This is a genomic window from Gordonia humi, assembly GCF_014197435.1.
GTDB classification, from domain to species: Bacteria; Actinomycetota; Actinomycetes; order Mycobacteriales; family Mycobacteriaceae; genus Gordonia; species Gordonia humi.
This window is the reverse complement of record NZ_JACIFP010000001.1, coordinates 592,426-613,085: the sequence shown is the minus strand read 5'-3', so window position 1 is coordinate 613,085 and position 20,660 is coordinate 592,426. Positions and strand designations below refer to the sequence as shown.

The window sequence follows — 20,660 nt, the reverse complement described above, 5'->3', positions numbered from 1 at the left end:
CCGACGCTCTCGACGCCGTTCTGGCTGCCCGCTCAACTCTGGTGATGGTGCTAGCCGAACTACGCGATCGCCGAGCAGGTGAAACACACGCACCGCCCCGCAGGTGCTCACCAACGCTCGAGACCAGCTCAACGCAGACCGCCTGCGATGCATCAACGCGCTGACCGCACTCGTGCGTGGTCACGACCTGGGGCTGGACGCACGCCGAGCCCTCACGTCACAGCAGATCGCCACGATTGCCAGCTGGCGAGGACGCGAGGAGTCGCTCGCAGTTGCAACGGCTCGAGCCGAAGCGCTCTGGATTGCCAAGCGCATCGGCACCCTCGACGACGAGCTGGCCTCCAACCGCGCCGGCATCACAGCGCTGACCGAGGTCCTAGCGCCCGAGCTACTCGGCTTGGCCGGCGTCGGCGCGATCACTGCGGCGATCGTGATGACCGTGTGGTTCCACCCCGGCCGAATCCGCAGCGAAGCGACATTCGCGCAGATCGCCCGCGCATGTCCGATTCCGGCCTCGTCAGGCAACGCGGTCCGGCATTGCCTCAACCATGGCGGCGACCGGCGGCTGAACCGGGCGCTGAACACCATCGTCCTCACTCGCATGCGCACTGGCCCGCCACCAGCAACTATATCGAGCGACGGCTAGCCGAAGTCAAGACCAGCAAGGAGATTCGCCGCTGCCTCAAGCGCTACGTCAGCCGGCAGAGGTCGTCGAGCTCTACCGCGCAGTACCAGGCTGGACGACCGAGCCCGAACGATCCCGGTAACCGATGGCCGGGCGGAACTGGCGTGTCTCGCGTCGCAGCCGAGCGCGTCAGGCCACTATCTGGGTCAAGTCCCGGGTAGTGGTGTAACTGGTTTGTGATCCTTCGTTGGTGATCAGGCGGGTAGTTCCATCAACGGGTCGGTACTCACCTCCGTCTGCGAGTCGGTGTCGGTGTCGGTGGTCAGGGTGAGTCGGCATCTGCTGAGGACTTCCAGGCCGAGGTATCGGCGTCCTTCGGCCCATTCGTCGGTCTGTTCGGCCAGGACGGCGCCGATGAGGCGGGCGATGGCGTCTCTGTTGGGGAAGATCCCGACGACGTCGGTACGCCGTCGGATCTCGCGGTTGAGGCGTTCGGTGGGGTTGTTGGACCAGATCTGCCGCCACACGTCGTCGGGGAATGCGGTGAACGCCAACAGGTCCTCGCGAGCATCGCCGAGGTGCTCGGCCACATCAGGGAGCCGCCCTTGGGTGTACTCCAGGAGCCGGTCGAACTGGGCGTTCACCGAGTCGGCGGTGGGCTGGTCATACACGCTGTGCAGCATCGCCTTCACGGCTGGCCACATGGACTTGGGGCACACGGCCATCAGGTTCGCGGCGTAGTGGGTGCGGCAGCGCTGCCACGCCGCTCCCGGCAGGTTCGCTGCGATCGCTTCGATGAGGCCGGCGTGGGCGTCGGAGGTCACCAGGCGGACTCCGCCCAGGCCGCGGGCGACCAGGTCGGCGAAGAACGTGTTCCAGGAGGCTGTGCTCTCGCTGGTGGCGACCTGCATACCGAGGACTTCGCGGTGGCCGTCACCGTTGACGCCGGTAGCGAGCAGGACGACGGCTTTGACGACCTGCTTGTTCTCGCGGACCTTGATCGTCAACGCGTCGGCGGTGACGAACGTGAACGGGCCGGCCTCCTCGAGACGGCGATGCCGGAACGCGGCAACCTGCTCATCGAGGTCTTCGGCCATCCGTGAGACCTGCGACTTCGACAACGAATCGATACCCAAGGTCTTGACCAACTTGTCCATCCGGCGGGTCGAGACTCCGGCCAGATAACAGTCCGCGACCACGGTGATCAGCGCGGATTCGGCGCGTTTGCGGCGCTCGAGCAGCCATTCGGGGAAGTAGGATCCTGAGCGCAGTTTCGGCACGGCGACCTCGACGGTGCCCACGCGGGTATCGAGGGATCGGTGCCGGTAGCCGTTGCGGTAGTTGGTGCGCTCGGCCGAGCGGGCGTTCCATTCTGCGCCGCAGACGGCGTCGGCGTCGGCCGATAGCAGAGCGTTGATCATCGTCTGCAGCAACTCGCGCATCAGATCAGGTGATGCATCGGCGAGGGCTTGGCTTAACAGGCCGGCAGGATCGACAATGTGGGGTGCGGTCATCGTGATGACTCCATTCGAGGATTCTGTGGAAGGTTGACTCGAAGGATCACACGGTGACCGCTCTCATGCCGACAGCCACACGCTGGCCAGCCACGGTCCTGGTCACCGAGTTACACCACTCTATGGGGCACTACTACTATCTGCTGGTGAGAGGACCGGTAATGCGAGCGCTTCGCGATAGGGCAAGCACCAGGGCCGCGATAACCGCCGCCACAACCAGCATGACGATGGTCGTGTTCGTCAGTCCTATCGTGTCGGAGAGTGCTCCCGCTCCGATCCCCGGAATAGCGAGGCTGATGAACATAATGGTGAGGTATAGTGAGATGGTCTCGGCGCGGCGATCACTGTGTGCAATGTGGTTGACAGCGGCCGCACCGCCCATCATCGCTAGTCCGCAGCCGGTGCCGGTGACGATGCTGCCGATTACCAGGAGCGCGCCATGTTGCATCAGCAATGCGGTGACAACCACTCCCCAGCCGGCCAAGGCGCACACGACGCCAGCCCGCATAGCGGTGAGCGAGTGCAACCGGCTGAACAGGAGTTGCGCTATGCCGATCGCAGCGAACGTCGCGAACACCAGCAAGCCGCCAGTCGATTTGCCCTCGAGGTGTGCCTGGTGTGCGATCGGCGTACCGAAAGCCGCGTAGAGAGCCATGCTGGCGCTTGCGACGACGGTCCCAAGGCACGCGAGGACGAATGTCCCGCGGTTCTCAGGCGCCCGCGGAATCAGTGTTTCCCGCCGCGGCTTCACAGCGTGGCTATGAGGAACCGCGGGCAGAAAGAACACTCCGGCGAGCCCGATCACCAGCAGGACCATCACCAGCAGGTAGGGAGCAAGGGTTGGCCAGCTGGTGTGCGCCACCAGAAACCCTGAGACAAGCGGGCCGAGAGCAGACCCGGCTGCGATGCTGGCGGTGTTGGCGAGTGCAGCCCTCTTGACCCCTTTGACCTGGCCTCCCGGTGCAAGGTCGATCAGCGCGGCCCCAGCGGTTCCGGTGACGATTCCGGTCGCCATTCCCTGTAGCGAGCGTCCGATCAGCAGCATCGGCACACCGTTCGCCGTCGCGAGCACGATCACCGAGACGATGACTCCGACCAACGCCGGAACGAAGGCGTTGCGGCGGCCGATACGATCGGACAGCGATCCGACTGCGATGAGCGCGAAGACTGTTCCGAGTGCGTAGCAGGCAAAGGCGAGCGACAGGGTCAAGTCGGAGAAACCCCAGCGGTCTTGATAGATCGGATACAGCGGTGTCAGCGCATAGCTGCCGAGTAGACCTGTCAGGATCAAGAAGACGACGAGCCAGAATCCCGCGGTCCGGCTCAGGGTCGGACGCCTTTCGACGTTTCCCACCTTGTGGGTAGCGAGCTCATCGTGAAGTGACGTCACCATTACCGTAGTCCGTTCTCGCCGAGCATCGCAGCGACTGATTCGAGGTGCTCGGTTGCTGCCAACTCCGCTGCTACTGGGTCATTTGACGCAATTGAGGATATTATCCTTTCGTGCTGAGCATGCGCTGGACCGTAGGCGGTATGGGCATCGACCGCGGCTGCGATGGAGTCCCGAACAGCCTCTGTCATATGCGTATAGAGATCGAGCAGGAGCCCGTTATGCGTCGCGGCCACGACCGCACTGTGAAAGCGCAGCTCGGCCGCGATCGCCGAATCCCGGTCGCCTTCCCGCGCCGCCCGAGCGCATTCGCGTTCGCACTCACGCAGCGCAGTGACATCTTCGGCGCTACGTCGTCGAGCCGCCATCCCTGCGGCCTCGCACTCGATCATCCGCCGCACGTCGATGATCTCCAGCGACTCAGAGTTTCGGAATCGGCGGGCGAGGGCCGCAGCGAGGCCATCAGCAGCGGCGACATACGTTCCGTCCCCTGGCCGAGAGCTCAGCACGCCGGTATGGACGAGAGCGCGGACCGCCTCGCGAAGCGTGTTGCGGCTCACGCCGAGCGCCGCCATGAGTTCCGGTTCCGGGGGGATCCGACTCCCTACGGGCCATTCGCCCGAAGCAGCCAACCGCTCGAGCTCATCAATCACCTGCGCACTCAACGTTGTACGCTGCGTCGTTCTTGGACCCATGCGCTTAATCACCCTTCTGTCAACGAATTAACCAGGGCTAGTGTATCAAACATCCTATGTTTAACAACGCTGTCGGATCTGGTCGGCTTCGCGCTGAGCTTCGATCGTCAGCGGGTCTCGGGCAGGCGGATCGGTCCGATCAAGGGATGCAAGCGGCAGTTCAAGGTCGGCTGATCCGCTGACACCCCGAATGCGGCCCTGCACGACCCCGTCTCCAAGGGCGGCTGGCGCACCGGCGTCGGCGTGCGCCGTGGATCTCGCCGGTAGCGGTCGCCGCGTGCCCGTCGGAGACGGCTTCCGCTCGAGCGAGTAGGTCGCGACCCGGGCACGCCGCGCGCGAGACGTTCCACACAGGTCGGATCTCACCGGAGCCGGGAATTTGGCGGAGCTGGGAACTCAACGGCGACCGTGCCCAGACAGAAACGCGAGACGGCCTCGCTCCGCGAGCCCCGCTCGCCCGGTCACCGGGCGATCATCGTCTCGTCCGACCTCAGTTCTGACGCCCGCCGTCTTCTCTAGCCAGGCCATGCTCTCCCTAACCGCTATTCGGACGGCCCTGAGATACGCCCCTGAGTGATCGACTCGAGGAGTGGGGTCAGGCGATAGTCGACGAACGTCCGCATCACCAATGCAGTCGTCGTCTGCTCGACGCCATCGATGTCTAGAATCCGGCCGGCGACCCGGTAGAGGTCATCCGTGCCTCGGGCGACTACCTGGATCAGCAGGTCCGTGACGCCGCCGAGACCGAGTACTTCGACGACCTCCGGCACCTCCGCAAGCGCGTCGGAGATGGCGGACAGCTTCTGCTGGGTCACCCGAGTGAAGATGAAGGCGGCAATCGGATACCCCAGCGAACCAGGGTCGATCCGACGTTCAAATCCCCTCAGAACGCCCATCTGCTGGAGTTTGGTGATGCGCGCTTGAATGGTGTTTCGGGATAACCGGGTCGTCGTAGCCAATGCTATAGCAGTCGCCCGCGGATCACTATTGAGTGCGAGAAGAATTCTGGCATCGATCTGATCGATCGTATTCTTCTGCATCTTTATCTTCCCTCGTTGATCGTCGCGATGGTCGGCACTGGCACGAATGATTGTTTGAGAGCGTATGCGGCTCTTGTTCTTAGCCGCGGATCTTAACCTCGAGGGCGCTCCACTCATTTTCTCGGAGTTTATTCTTCCGGATCTTTCCGGTCGATGTCTTCGGAAGTTCCCGAACAAACTCGAAGACATCCGGCGTCTTGTAGGAGGCAATACGGGCACGCACGTGCCGATTTAAGGCGAGATCGTCGAGATCGGGATCCACGGAAACCACAAATGCCTTCGGCCGCTCACCCCATCGATCATCCGGGGTACTCACAACCGCCGCTTCGAGGACGCCCGGATGAGACAGGATCGCGTGTTCGACTTCGATCGTGGAGATGTTCTCGCCTCCCGATATGACGACGTCTTTGGCGCGGTCTAGAACCTGCACGTACTTGTCCGGGTGCATAACGCCGAGATCGCCCGAGTGAAACCATCCGCCAGCGGTGGCCTGGCGGGTCCCCTCTTCATCTTTATAGTAGCCCTTCATCACTCCGTTGCCACGCATGACGAGCTCGCCGATCTCCTGCCCGTCGGCCTTGACGTCGACCAGCTCGCCTGCATCGGAGAGCTCCTCGCGCACAACCCGCACACGCTGGCCCGAGATCAGCCCAACACCTTGTCGCGCCATGAGCTGGGCTTGGTGGTCATCGTCGAGCTCGTCCCATTCTGGCTGCGGTTCGCACACGGCGTACGGCCCGTATGTCTCGGTGAGGCCGTATATGTGGACCACTGAAGCCCCGAGCGCCCTCATCGCCGCAATGATGGTCGGGCTCGGCGGTGCACCCCCGTTAGATATGGTCAGCGGGGTCGTCAGGACGTGCGCCTGCTCGGCGTAAGCCAGCATCGTCAGCACTGTGGGTGCCCCATTGAGGTGGGTGATCTGGTGCTCATCGATCATCGCCCACACCGCGTCGGCTCGGACGCTGCGGAGGCAGACGTGTGTTCCCAGCGCGGCGGTCACCGCCCATGTCGTGCACCAGCCGTTGCAGTGAAACATAGGCAATGTCCACAGGTACTTTGTGGATGCGTCGAACTTCGAGTGGTGTGCACCGCCGAGCGAACTCAGGAATGCTCCTCGATGCGAGTACAGGACGCCCTTGGGTCTGCCGGTGGTGCCCGAGGTGTAGTTGAGAGAAATATTCGCTTGCTCGTCCGCTACAGTCCACTCGATATCGGTTCCGCGACCGTCTGCTAGGAAGTCGGTATAGTGCGATCCCTGCCACGTATTCGACGTCCGCCCGTCACTCTCTGGTAGACAGATCCAGTTATCGACCGAATCAGCTGCGACGTCTGCCGACTGTAGTGCGGTCAGCATCTCCTCGTCTCCGAACAGCAATTTCGCCTCCGAATGCGCGCAGATGTACTCCACCTCTGCAGCGGCCAATCGAGTATTGATCGCTACCAGAATTCCGCCCGCGAGCGGAACCGCATAGTGTGCGATGAGCAGTTCGGCAGAATTGGCCGCAAGATAGGCAACGCGTGCGCCGTCTCCGACCCCAGAATTTCGAAGCGACTTGGCAAGTCTCTGTACCTCATTGGCGAACTCCGCGTAATTCCAGCGGCGAGGGCCATCGATGATCGCATTCTTGTGAGGTACTACTTCGCTTGCGCGCTCTAGGAAGCGCAGCGGCGTCAGCGGGACGTCGAGACTGGTCATTGATTTCTCCTAAAGGCGACGTTGCCGAATTTATGTAGATTACAGTGCCCCAGCGCTTCGCGGATGGAGCAGATATCAGGCGGGAGCTTCAAGCGAGAAAGGCGTACCCGAAGATCGATCCATAACCTGGATCGTCGTGCAATCGGGGCCATCCGGCCATCCGACCACCCGCGCTCGTTCTACGCCGAGCCGGCTCAGCACGGCGAGAATTGCACCGCGCGCCAACTCCGACTTCTCCGTGGCGAAGTGCTCAGCGGTATCGCGAAGAGTGAGGACGATTCCCCCGTGATCGGTGACCGGTCCGACGTCGCGCGCGATGTCGTCGTGCCCAGAACGCAGCCCGGTCCCGAGCCCCGATCCCCACCGGGCACAGGCCGTAGTCACGTGCACAGTAGGAGTCCGTCCGGGTTCTAGGGGTCCTGTCAGCGCCGAATGGATCGCGCCAGTGACGTCATCAAGGAAGTCAATGAGGAAGGGGCCGTTGACACTGATACGCACCGACTGTTCTGTGAGTCGGCACACACGGCCCCCGCCACCGGTGCCATGATGCACGACATAGTCGGCCAGATCGTCGACCGTCACCATCTCGACGTGGTGTTCATCGGCGAAGGCGGCGAGTTCTGTGCCCTGCAGCAGATTGCCGGCATCGCTGGTCAAGGTCGCTGTGATCGCGACCGAGGCCAGCCCGGCGATCGCGCACAGGTCGACGGCCGCCTCTGCGGTACCACGGCACTGCAGAACACCCCGGTCAGCGGCTCTGACCGGTACGACATGACCCGGGCGGGTGAGGTCATCCGGCCGAGTGCCGGGGGCGGCAAGCACACGAATCGTGTGAGCCCGGTCCACCGCACTGATCCCGGTGCCAATTCCGTGCGCCGCGTCGACTCCGACCGCATAAGCCGGGGCCCCGGACCCCGGCGGCCCGTCCCCTTTCAAAGCGGGTAGATTCAACCTGTCAGCGCGGCGGGCCTTCATCGGTGCGCAGAGGAAACCCGAGGTATACCTGATGGCCCAAGCGACACAATCAGGATCCGCGTGTTCACCGGCAATGACCACCTCGGCAGTCTCCGGTGCACAACCGCCGATCATGATGACCGGCCGGCCGGCCGCCAGTGACTCGGAGGCACGGACCACGCGTGTGCGCTGCCCGACGGTCATCGGTCGAGCCCGACCAGGGTGCGAAAGCGGCTGTCGTGAAACACCAGAGGTGCCGCCGCGTCGTTCATCGACATGCGGTTGACCTGCAGCAGTACGACGTCGTGATCGCCGGCGGGAATCGCCTGGGAGATGCTGCAGTCGAGCCATGCTGTCGCCTCGTCCACGAATACCGCGTCCGTATCGCTGGAGAACCAGCGAACATCGGCAAACCGGTCGACCTTCTTGGCGGCGAGCCGGCGGGATACGGCCTCTTGCGAATCAGCGAGAACGGAGATTCCAATGTGCTTATCGGCCGAGAGCACCGGCCACGTCGTCGACGTATGTTGCACGCAGATGGACACGAGCGGCGGGTCCATAGAAACTGGAGTGAAAGACGTCGCAACGATCCCCACCGGATCTCCGGATCGCAACGCGCACAGGGCCGCAACACCAGTGGGATACCGCCCGTACAATCGTCGCAATCGTGAGGCGTCCAGCACCGCGTCTCCCGAGGTTACCGGTTCTAGAGCACTCATTCTATGTTCTCGTCCTTTCAGATATCAGTACGCCGAAGCGTGATTGCACGCGGCGCGGCGCCGCGCGCATCACGATGAGTCGTTTCAGCACAGTGTCCCTTCCACATGCGCTACGATCAGATCCGTGACCGACTCAAGGCAGGACTGTCCCAGCGGGACCGACGCCCCACGCGGATCACCGAGAATCCCGTTGGGCGACACCGACCGGAACCCATCGTTGAAGGCGCGTTGCAGGAGCTCGCCATCCACCGTTCCCGTGTAGCCGCACTCGAGTGATTCGGTTCGTACGTGTCCGGGGTGCATTGCCAGCATCACCGCAGTCTCGGCTACATCGGCGTGTCCACCCACGCTCGCGCCGAGCCCTGACACCTCGTCAGCGCACTTTTGCCAGGTATCGATGATGGCCTCGCCGTCGGTAAATACAGTTACTGATAATGGCGTCAGGCTTCGTTTCAACCGCTCTTCGAATTCGCGCATCACCGGGTAGTTTCCGATATGTCCGGAAAATAGTATCGCGCGTTTAAAACCGTACTCGGCGAGCGGGCTCAGATAGTCCTCACAAATCGCTTCGAGTGTCGAGGCGCGGACGGATAAGCTACCCACGAAGCCGAGATGATGGGGCGAGTATCCCACTCTGACGGTAGGCAACACTAAGGCGTCACCCAGCCGGCCCGCTATTCGTAAGGCGAGTTCATCGGCATGCAGCGCATCCATCGACAACGGCAGATGGGGGCCATGCTGCTCGGTTGCGCCTAACGGCAACACCACCGTGCGTGTTCCTGAATTCACCGCGGCGGCGATTTCCGGACTGCTCATGTTCTCTATTCGCAGTTCGCGGTTAGGCACATGATCGGCCACTGATCTGCTAGCCACGGCCGGTCCTGATGAATCGGGTGTGGCGGGCGATCTCACTATGCTCGTCTCCGCTGTACATCGTTTGGGCCACATCTGCGAACGAAATCAGTACATTCGCACGTCGGATGGTCCCCTTCAGAGTGAGCTCCCCCGAGTCCGCGGACAGCGGCCTCGGAAGCACCCGGAAGTCCTTGAGCTGCAGCGGCCGGGCGAGCTCAGAATTGACTTCATCGATCCACTGCCGCAGTACGGCGTCGCGCTCGCCTGGCTCCATCCCGCGCGCCTCCGCACTGACCGCTAGCAACACGGTGAGATACTTGCGGCCTTCACCGACGATGATCGCCTCGTCGATCAGCGGACTCGCTTTGAGCCTGATTTCGATCGGTTGCGGGCTGACCGACTTGCCGCCGCTGGTCTTGATGAGATCCTTGACCCGCCCAATGATCTTCACCTCCCCGTCCGCGGCCATCTCGACGAGGTCGCCGGTGCGATACCAGCCGTCATTGAAGGCATCCGCTCTTGCCTCCGGATTGTTCCAGTACTCCGTAAACAGGCACGGCGCCCGTAGTTCAAGCTCACCATCCGGTGAGACACGCGCGGCCCACCGGTCGTCGGGAAGGCATTTACCGATGGTTCCCGGCGCCGGATAGTCTCGATCCCACTGCGCGATGACGGTCCCGCACGTCTCGGTTGTTCCGTAGAGCTCGCGAAGATCCAGACCCCAGGTATGCCAGAGCGCCGCCACCTCGGGTGTCATGCTTCCAGAGGCCGTCCAGCTGACCGTGATCCGGTCCATACCGACCTTCGCCCGAAGAGGGAGGAAGATCAGTTTCCTGCAGACGTCATCGGCGGCGCGCAGGTGGATCGGCACTGACGCACCCCGCCATCTCAGCGCACTCGTTCTTCTCGCAACACGCATGGCGAGCGAGTATCCGATCCGAAACGCGGGGTGCGAGTTCTTGATCGCCTGCAGTGCTTCCGTGGCGAGTTTCTCGTGCATTCTCGGCGGCCACACGACCGCCGTCGGCCGTACCGCGATGAGCACCTCGGAGCGTTCCTCCATCGTGCAGAAGGTGATCACCAGCCGGGTCATGACCGGTGCGAATACCCCCATAAGCGCCGGCGCAACGTGGGACAGTCCCAGAAAACCCACCAGGTCGTGCTGCACACGACCCATCTCGGGATAGGTCATCGCCTGGCTCAGCACCGCGTACTGGAGCGACCGGTGGGTATGGACCACGTACTTTGGCGCGCCCGTCGACCCCGATGTGGAGAACAAGACCGCGGGCTGGTCGATGTCACCGTCTCGAATCAGTTCGTCGTGCAGGTCGGGTGCAGATTGACCCAGCTTGGTACCAGCTTCGATGACGGTCTGCCAGGTTGCCGCCGTCATCGTCGCCGGGCCCGACGGCACGGCGTCTACACCGATCGCCACCCGTAGATGCGGAAGCCTCGGCGCCACTTCGGAGACCTTAGCCAGATCAGCAGCGGTCTCGGCGACGATCGCAGTCGCCTCGCTGCTGCCGAGTACCTGCTCGAGTTCGTGGTGCGAGCTCGTCGGGTAGACGCCGACGAGGACGCCGCCGACGGTGAGTACCGCCAGCGCCGCGATCACCCACTCTTGTCGTGCCGAGCACATGATCGCCACCCTGTCGCCGGGCGTGACGCCAAGATCGTTGAGCCCGAGCGCTACCCGCGTGACGCGCTCGTCATACTCTCTCCAGGTGGTCGGCTGGACCACTCCGTCTTTCCATTGGTTGAATGCCACCGTATGCGGTTCGTGTTGTGCTCGGTCGTGCAGCATTTGGGCAAATGTTCGCTCGACTGCCTGAAAACCTGAGGCGTGTTGTAACACGGGGATCTTCTGGCCGCCGGACGGCTTCGTTGATACTGGTCTGGTTGATGCCATTTAACTTGGATCCTTGGCCTGCAGAGCGGGGGTACGAGTAGTGCAGCTGTATATCGTGACGGTTCAGAAGCTCATCGGTCGCGCCTTCCCGACCAGCGTGCACGAGCGGCCGCCGCGGCAGGGTCGTCGAAGTAGTTCTCCGCCGCACTTAGTGTGGCACGTAACGATTCGCCATCGTCCTCGTCGACCGGTTTGTTTACACTCCATTTCAGAGCGGCATACAGGACAGCCGGTTTAGCGGCTAACGTCCGTGCGCGCTCGACGGCGACCGTTAGCAGACGATCGGGCTCGACGACGCGCTCGACGAGACCAATATCAACGGCCCGGCGTATACCGAATATTTCACCGGTAAGCAACAGATTGCGGGCGGTGTGCGCACCGAGCAACTTGACGGCCCGTTGAATCCCTTTATCCGCCGGCAGCAGCCCGTGATTGATCTCCGGAAATCCGAATCTGGCATGATCGACAGCAAGCACGCCATCGGTAAACAGCGCCAGTTCCATGCCCCCGCCGACGCAGTGGCCATTGACTGCGCCGACCACTGGTCGTGGGTACCGGTCCAGGGCGGTGAGCAGCGCATGGAAATCACGCATTCGCCCATCTAGCTCAGATGCCTCGGCGCCCTCGAGTTCCTTGATGTCTCCCCCGGCAGTGAAGAATCTGTCACCGCGGCCGGTGAGCACGACTGCCGGCGCATCAGTGCCGCTGGCGAGATCCACGAATAGTTCGGTCAGCCCCCGGATTAGCGCCCGATTCATCGCATTGGCAGGAGGGTTGTCCATGGTGGCGATCAGAACGCCGGACTCATCGATCCCGGAGAGCTCCAAGACGCCGGCTGTCGCGATATCCTCGGTCATGATGTCACCGGACAGGCGCGGCATCCGGGGACGGCTCACTAACCGCTTCCTCGATTCCACGTGCTGACGGAAACGATACCTCACGCCCCTCACGGAAGGCTCGCCTCGCTTCAAGGTAGTCGGCGCCGGCGAATCCGAGGGTTTCGAGCGCAGCCGACAGTTCCTGCTGAGGCAGCGCATTCGTTAGCCACCCGGTGTTGAGCGACCGCTTGGTCCACCTGATGGCTTGCTGTGACCCATGCGAGAGTCCGTCGGCGATCTCCAGCGCGCGGGAAAGTACCTGATCCTGCGGGACGGCGAGACTGACGAGCCCGATTCGCTCGGCCTCCGCACCGCTGAGCCGCGCTGAAGTCAATTGGTAGTACTTGGCCTTCGCCATTCCGACCAGGAGCGGCCAGATCAACGACGAATGGTCGCCAGCCACGACTCCCACCCGGGTATGACCGTCGAGCAGCGTCGCGTCGTCTGCCGCTACGCTGATGTCGGCCAGTAGACCCATCGACAGTCCCCACCCGACAGCGGATCCGTTGATTGCCGAGATCAACGGCTTATCCATGTTGACCAGATTGTTCAGCCGACGACGCTCGGTCTCCATGAGCGCGATCGCCTCGTCGAGTGTAAGATCCGGCTGGGCCACGTCCATCCCGGTGCAGAAGCCGCGACCAGCTCCGGTCACGACTGCCACGCGAGTGGCCGGATCCCGATCGATGTCAGCCCAGATATCTGCCATACACTCGAACATGGGCATGGTCAGGGAGTTGAGCTTGTCTGGACGGTTGAGAGTGATCAGCAGTACTCCACCGGGCTTGCGCTCGATCTGGATCTCGTTGGGGTAGCGATCGAAGATGTCGTTGTCGGTCATCGTGATTCTCCTGCCGTGGCGGTCTCGGTCACTTGCTGTTTTGAGTTGTTGAATGCTTCCACCTCGGCGTAGTGCGCCGGGCGGGCGGCGCGAATGTCGGCGAGAATATCGTCGGAGTCACGAACCACCGCGCGAGGGTTCTTGAACTTCGGGATCACGTACTTGCCGAACATTTCGATAGACTTCATGAGTTCCTCGTGTGGAAGCCCGTCGATTCTCATCACCAACGAGTCGGCCCCGAGGTCGGCGAACCGCTGGACCTGGGCAACACAGTCATCGGGGTCGCCGACAATGAATCCGGCGGAATCGTTGAACATGTAGTTCTCATCGGTGAAGTCGACGTCCTTGACCGCACCCATGTACTGGTAGTCGGAGGACAGTTTCGCCAGTCGCTGGTAGGCGTCGGTGGAGAGGGCCACGGTATCTGTCAGTGACCGGGCCCAACGGAGCGCCTCGTCTCGGGTATCGGCGCAGTGCATGCCGCCGGCCACCGCGACGATCTTCTCCGCCTGGAGCGGGTAGGTATGCGTTGCTCCGGCCAGTGCGTCATCGTAGATGCGCAGCATGTTCTCGATGAACTCGAAGCCCAGATAGAACCCTCCGACGATCGCGCCGACTCCCAGTTCGGCCGCTGCCCGCACAGACTCCGGGCTGCCGGTGGCCATATGGATCGGCGGGTAGGGCTTCTGGAGACCTCGGGGAACCAGGCCGCGCGGCGGGATCTTGTAGTGCTCGCCTACGTAGGAGAACACGTCGTTATGCAGCGCCCGTCGAATCACCTCGAGTCCCTCAAGCTGCTGCGCTTTGTTCTCGGCAGGAGAAACCTCGAAAGCGCGGAGCGCAAGCGTGGTGTTGCCGCGGCCGACGCCGAGTTCCACACGTCCGTTGGACAGAATGTCCTCGGTCGCCAATCGCTCCGCAACGCGGAGAGCGTGGTTGATCCGAGTGGGCAACAGAGTGACCAGATGCACGAACCGGATCCGACTGGTCAACGCCATCAGATAGGGGTAAATGACTTCGGGTGCAGATGTAGATGCGGTGCCGATGGCGACGTGTTGTTCCGAAGTGCCGAAAGCGTCGAACCCCACCTCCTCGGCGAGCAAGACCTCGTCGACCAACTCACGGTAGCGGTGTTCGTGAGTATGGCCGGGCTGCGTCTCGCCCTCGCTCATGAAGATGAATCGCATCACAAAATCCTTTCACTGTGTTAATCCCCATTAATGTATAGCCGACCACCCCGACTGTCAACAGGCGGCCAGTGGCAGGTTGCAGGCGCTTCGCGGAGAGCCAATAAGCCCAGGTACAGGCCTCTTTATCCATACACTTCACCCTGGTGGTGGGGTGCTCGTCAGATGCGGCGAGGGTTAATAGTCCATAACTTCGAGTCTGGGTGGGGCCAGATTAGTTTGGCTCCGTGCGGCGCTCTACCTGGTCAGAGGTGGTGCGCCGGCGGTAAGGAAAGGCCAGATAGGGTGTTACCCATGACATCAGGGAGCAGGAGCTCGGCGGGGGGCAGCGCGAGTTCGCCGCGACGTGAGCAGCTGATAGCGGTGGCAGCCGAGGTGTTCCTGCACAACGCCTATGACTCGGTCACCGTTGAGATGATCTGCGCCCAAGCCGGCGTCTCCGGTCCGGCGCTGTATCGCCATTTCCGAAACAAGCAGGCCCTCTTGGTTGCGGTGGTGGAGAAGGGATTGGACGCCTTGCAGGAGTTCGCCCGAACTACCGTCGAGTCCGAGGCTGATCCGGTTCGCGCACTACAGGCGATGACCGACCACCACATCAGGTCGGTCATGGATGCGCCACCGACGCCGTTGATATTCCAGAAGAACGAACATGTCTTCTCCGAAGTCGAACGAAGGCGCATACGGCGAGAGATGAGCAGATACGCCGAGGAATGGATCGGTTTGGTGATTCCCCTGCGGCCCGATATCTCCGAGCCGCAGGTCCGACTGCTGACTCACTCTGTCTTCGCGATGCTCAATTCGCTTGCGACTCTGAATAAAGGGCTGGACCGAGCGTCCATCACCGTGATGATGTCGCACGCGGCCATGCAGGCGCTGACCTCGTCAATGTCGCTGGACCTACGATCCGACGAATGACCCGGTGTCGCGACGCCGGCCGCAACATTTTCTCCAGACCGCCGGCGGCAATGTTGGAAACCGCCCGGTCCAGCGACTGCCTCTTCAAATCGATGATCCACACCACCCTCGCCGAGTTCTGTGACTCCGGGATCGAGAACAGCCTCCCACACGGCTGCCTCGGCAAGCTCTGTGTCGCCCACGAGCGAGTACAGACGGCCGCTACCGGCTGTGCCCGTGGTGGTCTGGACATACCGCCGGGCGGATCGTACCCCAGATGGGAGCGGTGGCGCCGATACCGACGATCCGGTGGAGTAGTCGACGGTGTCGGGATCCTTCGAGCGGCTCAGGTACGACTCCAACCCTGTACTCGCGCAGAGTCGTCAGATACTTTTCATCGAGCTCGCCCAAGAGATAGTTCGGGCTGTGCAGCACAGGCGAGGCATGTGGCTTGACCGAAGCACGGTCTCCAGGCTGCAACTGCTCAAACCGCGGCGACGTCATTACCGAGAACATCGCTATCCGCGACCGCTTCGAGCGTCGCCGAATCTCCGGCAACGCCGACGGCGGACACTGAATTGTCGGTGGCTGGGGTCGGGGTGAACACGAAGCTCCTCATCCATACGATTGTTGCGAGAGGACCGCCACCTGCAGGCCTGATCGACTCGCACGTTCCAGTCGGCCGAGCCACGAGGGTGGCGCCCGCCAGGCTAGTGATAACTGCAGCGAAATGATGTCGAACTACTCAGCCGCCGAGGTCTTCTCGCATTACTATGACGGTGCGGCAAGTCTCGGAGGAACGCAAGAGTCGGCGCCGCACGGGTGCAGAATGCACGCCGATACGCCACCTCGGGCGAAGCATGTGCGCGCAATGAGAGCCGCCGTATCTCCTGACAATCCTGACCCTTGAGATCCCCGGTGCGCTCGCCCATGCTACGCGCCCGAAGACAGGACAACGGCACACAAGAGTCGACATGGCGTGCGGGCTGGCGCTGTCAGAATTGCTCTGCTAGGTGGCCTTTCCCCCGAACCTCCCTTGACGTCGGGGCCCTCGATCATCGCCGGTCACTACCGGACGCCTTCCTCACCCGCCCGGGCTCCGGTGATCCGCGCATCGCGCCAAATTGTGATTCAACCTTAACTTACTGCTCAAGAGCGACCTCGAAGTCTCTGCCGCCGCCAACGGGCGTCGCCTCTGACGACATACTCATGAAACTAGCTCTGAACTCGAGTGATCGTTGGGAGTGCCCCTCCCTCGGTGGAGCTCGATCGCGAACGTTGACAGACATTGGACTTCGCATTACGTTATATGTGATTCACGTCTCGCCGGTGTTGGCGACGACGACCAGGAATCAGCAGAGCGCGCGAGACGCGCGCTGTCATTCCGAGTACACGCGTGCCCTCATCTTTCCCCTCATCCCGAAACTCGATGTCTCGCATCCTCGCTCGGGAATGCCCTCACAGATTAGGAAAATCACCCGATGGTCGATATCCAAACTCTTCCCGAAAGTGAACAAGTGAGCAGGGCGAGGCGGTGGCGAGTGCTCGCAGTGTCGGTGGTGACGACTTCACTTGAGTATTACGACTTCTATGTCTACGCCACCATTGCCGCCATCGTTTTCAATGTCACGTTCTTCGCCAGCGATGACCCAGTGACGGCTGCGGTGAATTCTTTTGCAACACTCGCAGTCGGCGCACTGGCGCGACCGCTCGGCGGTATTATCGCTGGCCATTTCGGCGATCGGTACGGTCGTAAACCAGTGCTAGTTGCAGGTACTGTGCTCATGGGCTTGTCGACGACGCTTGTCGGATTCGTTCCGAGCACCGGCATCGTGTGGTTGGCCCCAAGTGTACTGGTCGCCCTGCGTATCTGCCAGGGTCTCGCCGTCGGCGCGGGATGGGGTGGCGCGGTGCTCATGGCTACGGAGTATGCGCCCAAGAACCGGCGCGGACTGTACGGAAGCTTCGCCCAGCTCGGCATCCCGGTCGGACTCATTGGTGCAAACGTGACCGTAGTCACAGCATCGGCTATGCTCGGCACGGATCAGTTTTTGGACTGGGGATGGCGCATTCCCTTTTGGGCCAGCTCGCTGATTCTGATCATCTCGTTCCTGGTGCACCGATACATGGAGGACACCCCGGAGTTTCGTAAGGCGGAGCAGAAAATTGAGCAGGTAGCGGCACAGCGATCACCGATGCTCCAGGTTATTCGACAGTACCCCCGCTTGATCATCTCGGCCGCGTTCACCTATCTCGTGGGCATAGTCGTCTTCTATACGACGGCAACCACTTCGCTAGAGTTCGCGACCAGCAATCTAGGAATCGATCGCAACGTGGCACTTCTTACAGTTCTGATCTCCGCCGCAGTGTGCATTCCGCTGACTCCGCTGTGCGGGTATCTCTCTGACCTGTACGGCAGGGTTCGCATCTATGCCATCGGCATAGTTGTGATGGGCGGATGGGCCGTGCCCTGCTGGATCCTGATGTCGAAGGCGACGCCTTCCAATGTGTGGCCGCTGATCATTGCCGTCGGCGGCGCTACCCTGACGATGTGCTTCCAGCAGGGAACCCAGGCGACTCTGTTTGCTGAGCTGTTCCCACCGCAGATCCGGTTCAGCGGCGTGACGACAAGTTACTCAGTGGCGGCCGTGCTTGCGAGCTTCTCTCCCATGCTCTCGGTCGTCTTGGTGGACGGGGCCGCAAGCAACGGCTGGCGCGTAGGCGCGATGATATTGGTGCTGGGCGTCATCGCACTGGTCTGTCTGCGGGGCGTGGCCCCCACTCATCGGTCACGCGCTACGGCGAACTCCGTGTAGGCCTTTGGCCGCAGCGCCGAGGACCGCGCAGGCCGCACCGATCCGGCGCTCGGCGTATGCCCAGCTGCGTGCCGCAGGGTATGACGTCGATACCGACATCGACCGCACCCGCCGCACCACCGCCGACGTCGAGGCCGACAAAGCCGCCCGAGCAGCTGCACGCGCCGACGCCCTCGCAGCAAAGTCCGACCGCACACACGCCGCCGCCGACGCAGCAGAAGCCGCCCAACAGCGAGCTGCTGCCCTGCTCCCCGAAGGCGGAGAGCCGATCAAGATCGGCCACCACAGGGGGCTGCTGCACGGATAGGTGACATCTGATCTGTGGTGCCGAGAGGTGCTGCTGGAAGGATGTGCATCGTGCCGAAGCCGTATCCCGAGGAGTTCCGCGACGACGTGGTTCGTGTCGCCAGGAACCGCGAACCAGGCGTCCATCTGAAGCAGATCGCTGCCGACTTCGGGATCAGCGAGTCGTGCCTGACGAACTGGTTGAGGACCGCCGACGTCGAGGACGGGGTCAAGCCCGGAACGACGTCCGAGCAGTCCGCGACCGAGCGTGAGCTGCGCAGGCGGGTCCGGTTGCTGGAGCAGGAGAACGAGGTGCTCCGCCGGGCGGCGGCGTATCTGTCGCAGGCGAACCTGCCGGGAAAATGATCTACCCGCTCGTGCGCGAGCTGGCCGTTGACGGGATCCCCGTCGCGGTGACGTGTCGGGTTTTGAGGATCGCTCGCCAACCCTACTACCGGTGGCTCGCCCGCCCGGTCACCGACGCCGAACTGGTGGAGGCGTATCGCGCGAACGCGTTATTCGACGCCCACCGTGACGATCCGGAGTTCGGTTACCGGTTCTTGGTCGACGAGGCGGTCGAAGCCGGCGAGGCGATGGCTGAGCGGACCGGCTGGCGGATCTGCTCGTCCAACCGCTGGTGGTCGGCGTTCGGCAAGAGACGCGGCAAGCACGGTAAGAAGCCCGGCCCACCGGTCCACGACGACCTGTGCGCCTACGTCGACCGGCACGGCGTGACCCGGCACGAGTTCACCGCAGGCGCCCCGAACGAGCTGTGGCTGACCGACATCACCGAGCACTGGACGAGCGAGGGTAAGCTCTACCTCTGCGCGGTCAAGGACGTCTACTCCAACCGGATCGTCGGCTACTCCATCGACTCGCGAATGAAGTCCCGGCTCGCCGTCATTGCGTTGAACAACGCCGTCGCCCGCCGCGGTGACGTCGCTGGCTGCGTCGTCCACAGCGACCGCGGCTCGCAATTTCGCAGCCGCAAATTCGTCCACGCGCTCAACCGCCACGCCATGGTCGGCTCGATGGGCCGTGTCGGCGCGGCCGGGGACAACGCGGCCATGGAGAGCTTCTTCAGCCTGCTGCAAAGGAACGTCCTCGACCGGCGCACCTGGACCACCCGCGAAGAGCTCCGGATCGCGATCGTGACCTGGATCGAACGGACCTACCACCGACGCCGCAGACAGGCCGCCCTCGGCCGTTTGACCCCAATCGAGTTCGAGACCATCATGACCACGCCAGCCACTCAGGCTGCGTAACCGAAACTGTCACCCGATCGTGCAGCAGCCCCTCGCTCTTGCGTTGGCCGCTCACCGCGCGGCCGCAGTAGCGATCGACGTGGCGATCACACGCGGGCGGCGCGCCGGGCGGACATGGGAGCAAATCGGGCGGGTCGCCGGGATGAGTGCGCCCGGCGCGAACAGTCGGTAGAAAAGAGCGGATCGAGTCACCGGCGGTCACTGACTTCGTTGACGATCTCGACGCGATGATCGCCGACCTCGAGGGCGTGTCAGATGGTCTGTGTAAGCGGTGAGGTTCAACCCTGAAAGGAACCGCTGTAGTGACTGTCAATCATGATGTGAGCGTGGATGATTCGCGTGCAGAGAAACGCCGTCGGCAGACCGAGATGGCCAACGAACTGATCGCCTCGGGAGCACTCGACGACGTGTTCGCTCGTATCGATGCCGGAGAACCGGTCGGCGGGCAGGGCGGACTGCTGAACTCGCTTCTCAAAGCGACCCTCGAACGAGGCCTGAACACCGAGCTGACCGAGCACCTCGGCTACGAGGCCGGGGACCCGGATGCGGCGTCGTTTCCGAACTCCCGCAACGGATACGCCGCCAAAACCGTGGCGACCGAGATCGGCGATGTGGCGTTGTCGGTCCCGCGGGACCGCGACGGCAGCTTCACCCGGATGCTGGTCCGCAAGGGCCAACGCCGCCTCGACGGCCTCGATGCGATGATCGTCTCGCTCCACGCCGGCGCCATGACGATTCGCGACATCCAACATCATCTCGCGTCGACGATCGGCACCGACATGTCGCACGAGACGATCTCGAAGATCACCGAGGAAGTCGCCGACGAGGTCGCCAAATGGCAGACCCGCGACCTCGAGGCGCTGTATCCGGTGATCTACCTCGATGTGATTATCGCCAAGATCCGCGATGGCGGACACGTGCGCAACAAGGCCGCCAGGAAGAGGCTCGTGACACCGTTGCCGACGTAGTCGTGGGTGGCCCGTTCGGGTGCTTGGGGCGGGATCGGTAGGACTGACTGCGAACGGTCGAGTGCTTGGACCCGGGACTTCTCGTCCATGCACAGGCCACCGGTGTTCTCCGGCGGATGGTGGTAG

Annotated in this window: 18 protein-coding genes and 2 pseudogenes; 6 read left to right on the top strand and 14 right to left on the bottom strand. The window is 62.6% G+C overall.

Features of this window, described 5'->3' with window-relative positions; all coding sequences use genetic code 11:
* Positions 1-103 precede the first annotated feature (103 nt).
* Positions 104-646 (top strand): transposase, encoded by a 543-nt coding sequence (locus BKA16_RS24140; RefSeq protein ID WP_183369214.1) that lies wholly within the window; start codon positions 104-106, stop codon positions 644-646.
* A gap of 233 nt (positions 647-879) precedes the next feature.
* Here BKA16_RS24140 and BKA16_RS02685 read toward each other — a convergent pair whose 3' ends face one another.
* The 12 genes from BKA16_RS02685 to BKA16_RS02630 form a co-directional block, all read right to left on the bottom strand.
* On the bottom strand, positions 880-2,139 hold the full coding sequence (locus BKA16_RS02685; protein ID WP_183369212.1) for an IS256 family transposase: 1,260 nt from the start codon (positions 2,137-2,139) through the stop codon (positions 880-882).
* A gap of 136 nt (positions 2,140-2,275) precedes the next feature.
* Positions 2,276-3,532 (bottom strand): MFS transporter, encoded by a 1,257-nt coding sequence (locus BKA16_RS02680; RefSeq protein ID WP_183369210.1) that lies wholly within the window; start codon positions 3,530-3,532, stop codon positions 2,276-2,278.
* A complete protein-coding gene (locus BKA16_RS02675; protein ID WP_183369208.1) occupies positions 3,532-4,194 on the bottom strand; it encodes a FadR/GntR family transcriptional regulator in 663 nt (220 codons plus the stop codon). Before BKA16_RS02675 ends, BKA16_RS02680 begins: the two co-directional genes overlap by 1 nt.
* 572 nt (positions 4,195-4,766) lie before the next feature.
* Entirely contained in the window at positions 4,767-5,264 is a 498-nt protein-coding gene (locus BKA16_RS02670) for an Lrp/AsnC family transcriptional regulator (protein ID WP_183369206.1), read from the bottom strand.
* Positions 5,265-5,343: 79 nt separating this feature from the next.
* Positions 5,344-6,963, bottom strand: a complete 1,620-nt coding sequence (locus BKA16_RS02665; protein ID WP_183369204.1) for an AMP-binding protein — start codon at positions 6,961-6,963, stop codon at positions 5,344-5,346.
* A 75-nt stretch (positions 6,964-7,038) separates the two neighbouring features.
* Complete coding sequence (locus tag BKA16_RS02660) at positions 7,039-8,121, bottom strand: 3,4-dihydroxy-2-butanone-4-phosphate synthase (protein ID WP_183369201.1); 1,083 nt, start codon at positions 8,119-8,121, stop codon at positions 7,039-7,041.
* Positions 8,118-8,636 carry a flavin reductase family protein gene (locus tag BKA16_RS02655; protein WP_183369199.1) on the bottom strand — a complete coding sequence of 173 codons (519 nt, stop codon included), beginning with the start codon at positions 8,634-8,636 and terminating at the stop codon, positions 8,118-8,120. The genes BKA16_RS02660 and BKA16_RS02655 overlap by 4 nt, the downstream gene beginning before the upstream one ends.
* A gap of 84 nt (positions 8,637-8,720) precedes the next feature.
* Positions 8,721-9,452, bottom strand: coding sequence for a creatininase family protein (locus BKA16_RS02650; protein ID WP_246371585.1), 732 nt, complete (start codon positions 9,450-9,452; stop codon positions 8,721-8,723).
* A gap of 49 nt (positions 9,453-9,501) precedes the next feature.
* Positions 9,502-11,400 (bottom strand): AMP-dependent synthetase/ligase, encoded by a 1,899-nt coding sequence (locus BKA16_RS02645; protein ID WP_183369196.1) that lies wholly within the window; start codon positions 11,398-11,400, stop codon positions 9,502-9,504.
* 71 nt (positions 11,401-11,471) lie between these two features.
* Entirely contained in the window at positions 11,472-12,257 is a 786-nt protein-coding gene (locus BKA16_RS02640; RefSeq protein ID WP_183369194.1) for an enoyl-CoA hydratase/isomerase family protein, read from the bottom strand.
* Between the two features lie 4 nt (positions 12,258-12,261).
* Complete coding sequence (locus BKA16_RS02635) at positions 12,262-13,119, bottom strand: enoyl-CoA hydratase/isomerase family protein (protein ID WP_183369191.1); 858 nt, start codon at positions 13,117-13,119, stop codon at positions 12,262-12,264.
* Entirely contained in the window at positions 13,116-14,306 is a 1,191-nt protein-coding gene (locus tag BKA16_RS02630; RefSeq protein ID WP_183369189.1) for an LLM class flavin-dependent oxidoreductase, read from the bottom strand. The genes BKA16_RS02635 and BKA16_RS02630 overlap by 4 nt, the downstream gene beginning before the upstream one ends.
* Before the next feature lie 294 nt (positions 14,307-14,600).
* On the opposite strand from BKA16_RS02630, the gene BKA16_RS02625 reads away from it, so the two are divergent.
* Positions 14,601-15,221, top strand: coding sequence for a TetR/AcrR family transcriptional regulator (locus BKA16_RS02625; RefSeq protein ID WP_183369186.1), 621 nt, complete (start codon positions 14,601-14,603; stop codon positions 15,219-15,221).
* 13 nt (positions 15,222-15,234) lie between these two features.
* On the opposite strand, the pseudogene BKA16_RS23725 reads toward BKA16_RS02625, so the two are convergent.
* A pseudogene (locus BKA16_RS23725) lies at positions 15,235-15,719 on the bottom strand (thiamine pyrophosphate-dependent enzyme); the annotation flags it as partial.
* Positions 15,685-15,807: a hypothetical protein gene (locus BKA16_RS24035; protein WP_281378509.1), complete on the bottom strand. Its 123-nt coding sequence runs from the start codon at positions 15,805-15,807 to the stop codon at positions 15,685-15,687. The pseudogene BKA16_RS23725 and the gene BKA16_RS24035, both read right to left, overlap by 35 nt.
* 934 nt (positions 15,808-16,741) lie before the next feature.
* On the opposite strand from BKA16_RS24035, the gene BKA16_RS02620 reads away from it, so the two are divergent.
* The 4 genes and pseudogenes from BKA16_RS02620 to BKA16_RS02605 form a co-directional block, all read left to right on the top strand.
* Positions 16,742-18,016, top strand: a complete 1,275-nt coding sequence (locus BKA16_RS02620) for an MFS transporter (RefSeq protein WP_183369183.1) — start codon at positions 16,742-16,744, stop codon at positions 18,014-18,016.
* Positions 18,017-18,020: 4 nt separating this feature from the next.
* A complete protein-coding gene (locus tag BKA16_RS02615; RefSeq protein ID WP_221246721.1) occupies positions 18,021-18,323 on the top strand; it encodes a DUF3560 domain-containing protein in 303 nt (100 codons plus the stop codon).
* 50 nt (positions 18,324-18,373) lie between these two features.
* Positions 18,374-19,566 (top strand): IS3 family transposase gene (locus BKA16_RS02610; RefSeq protein WP_183369180.1). Its coding sequence is split into 2 segments (ribosomal slippage): positions 18,374-18,658 and positions 18,661-19,566, totalling 1,191 coding nucleotides; the frame shifts between segments, so codons are not numbered across the junction.
* 368 nt (positions 19,567-19,934) lie between these two features.
* Positions 19,935-20,501, top strand: a pseudogene (locus BKA16_RS02605) (transposase); the annotation flags it as partial.
* Between the last annotated feature and the right edge of the window lie 159 nt (positions 20,502-20,660).

Coding starts and splice junctions, on each gene's coding strand:
- BKA16_RS02670 (WP_183369206.1), bottom strand. CDS start 5,264: ATGCAGAAGAATACGATCGATCAGATCGATGCCAGAATTCTTCTCGCA.
- BKA16_RS02655 (WP_183369199.1), bottom strand. CDS start 8,636: ATGAGTGCTCTAGAACCGGTAACCTCGGGAGACGCGGTGCTGGACGCC.
- BKA16_RS02650 (WP_246371585.1), bottom strand. CDS start 9,452: ATGAGCAGTCCGGAAATCGCCGCCGCGGTGAATTCAGGAACACGCACG.
- BKA16_RS02685 (WP_183369212.1), bottom strand. CDS start 2,139: ATGACCGCACCCCACATTGTCGATCCTGCCGGCCTGTTAAGCCAAGCC.
- BKA16_RS02635 (WP_183369191.1), bottom strand. CDS start 13,119: ATGACCGACAACGACATCTTCGATCGCTACCCCAACGAGATCCAGATC.
- BKA16_RS02640 (WP_183369194.1), bottom strand. CDS start 12,257: ATGACCGAGGATATCGCGACAGCCGGCGTCTTGGAGCTCTCCGGGATC.
- BKA16_RS02660 (WP_183369201.1), bottom strand. CDS start 8,121: ATGACCGTCGGGCAGCGCACACGCGTGGTCCGTGCCTCCGAGTCACTG.
- BKA16_RS02625 (WP_183369186.1), top strand. CDS start 14,601: ATGACATCAGGGAGCAGGAGCTCGGCGGGGGGCAGCGCGAGTTCGCCG.
- BKA16_RS02665 (WP_183369204.1), bottom strand. CDS start 6,963: ATGACCAGTCTCGACGTCCCGCTGACGCCGCTGCGCTTCCTAGAGCGC.
- BKA16_RS02680 (WP_183369210.1), bottom strand. CDS start 3,532: ATGGTGACGTCACTTCACGATGAGCTCGCTACCCACAAGGTGGGAAAC.
- BKA16_RS02645 (WP_183369196.1), bottom strand. CDS start 11,400: ATGGCATCAACCAGACCAGTATCAACGAAGCCGTCCGGCGGCCAGAAG.
- BKA16_RS02630 (WP_183369189.1), bottom strand. CDS start 14,306: ATGCGATTCATCTTCATGAGCGAGGGCGAGACGCAGCCCGGCCATACT.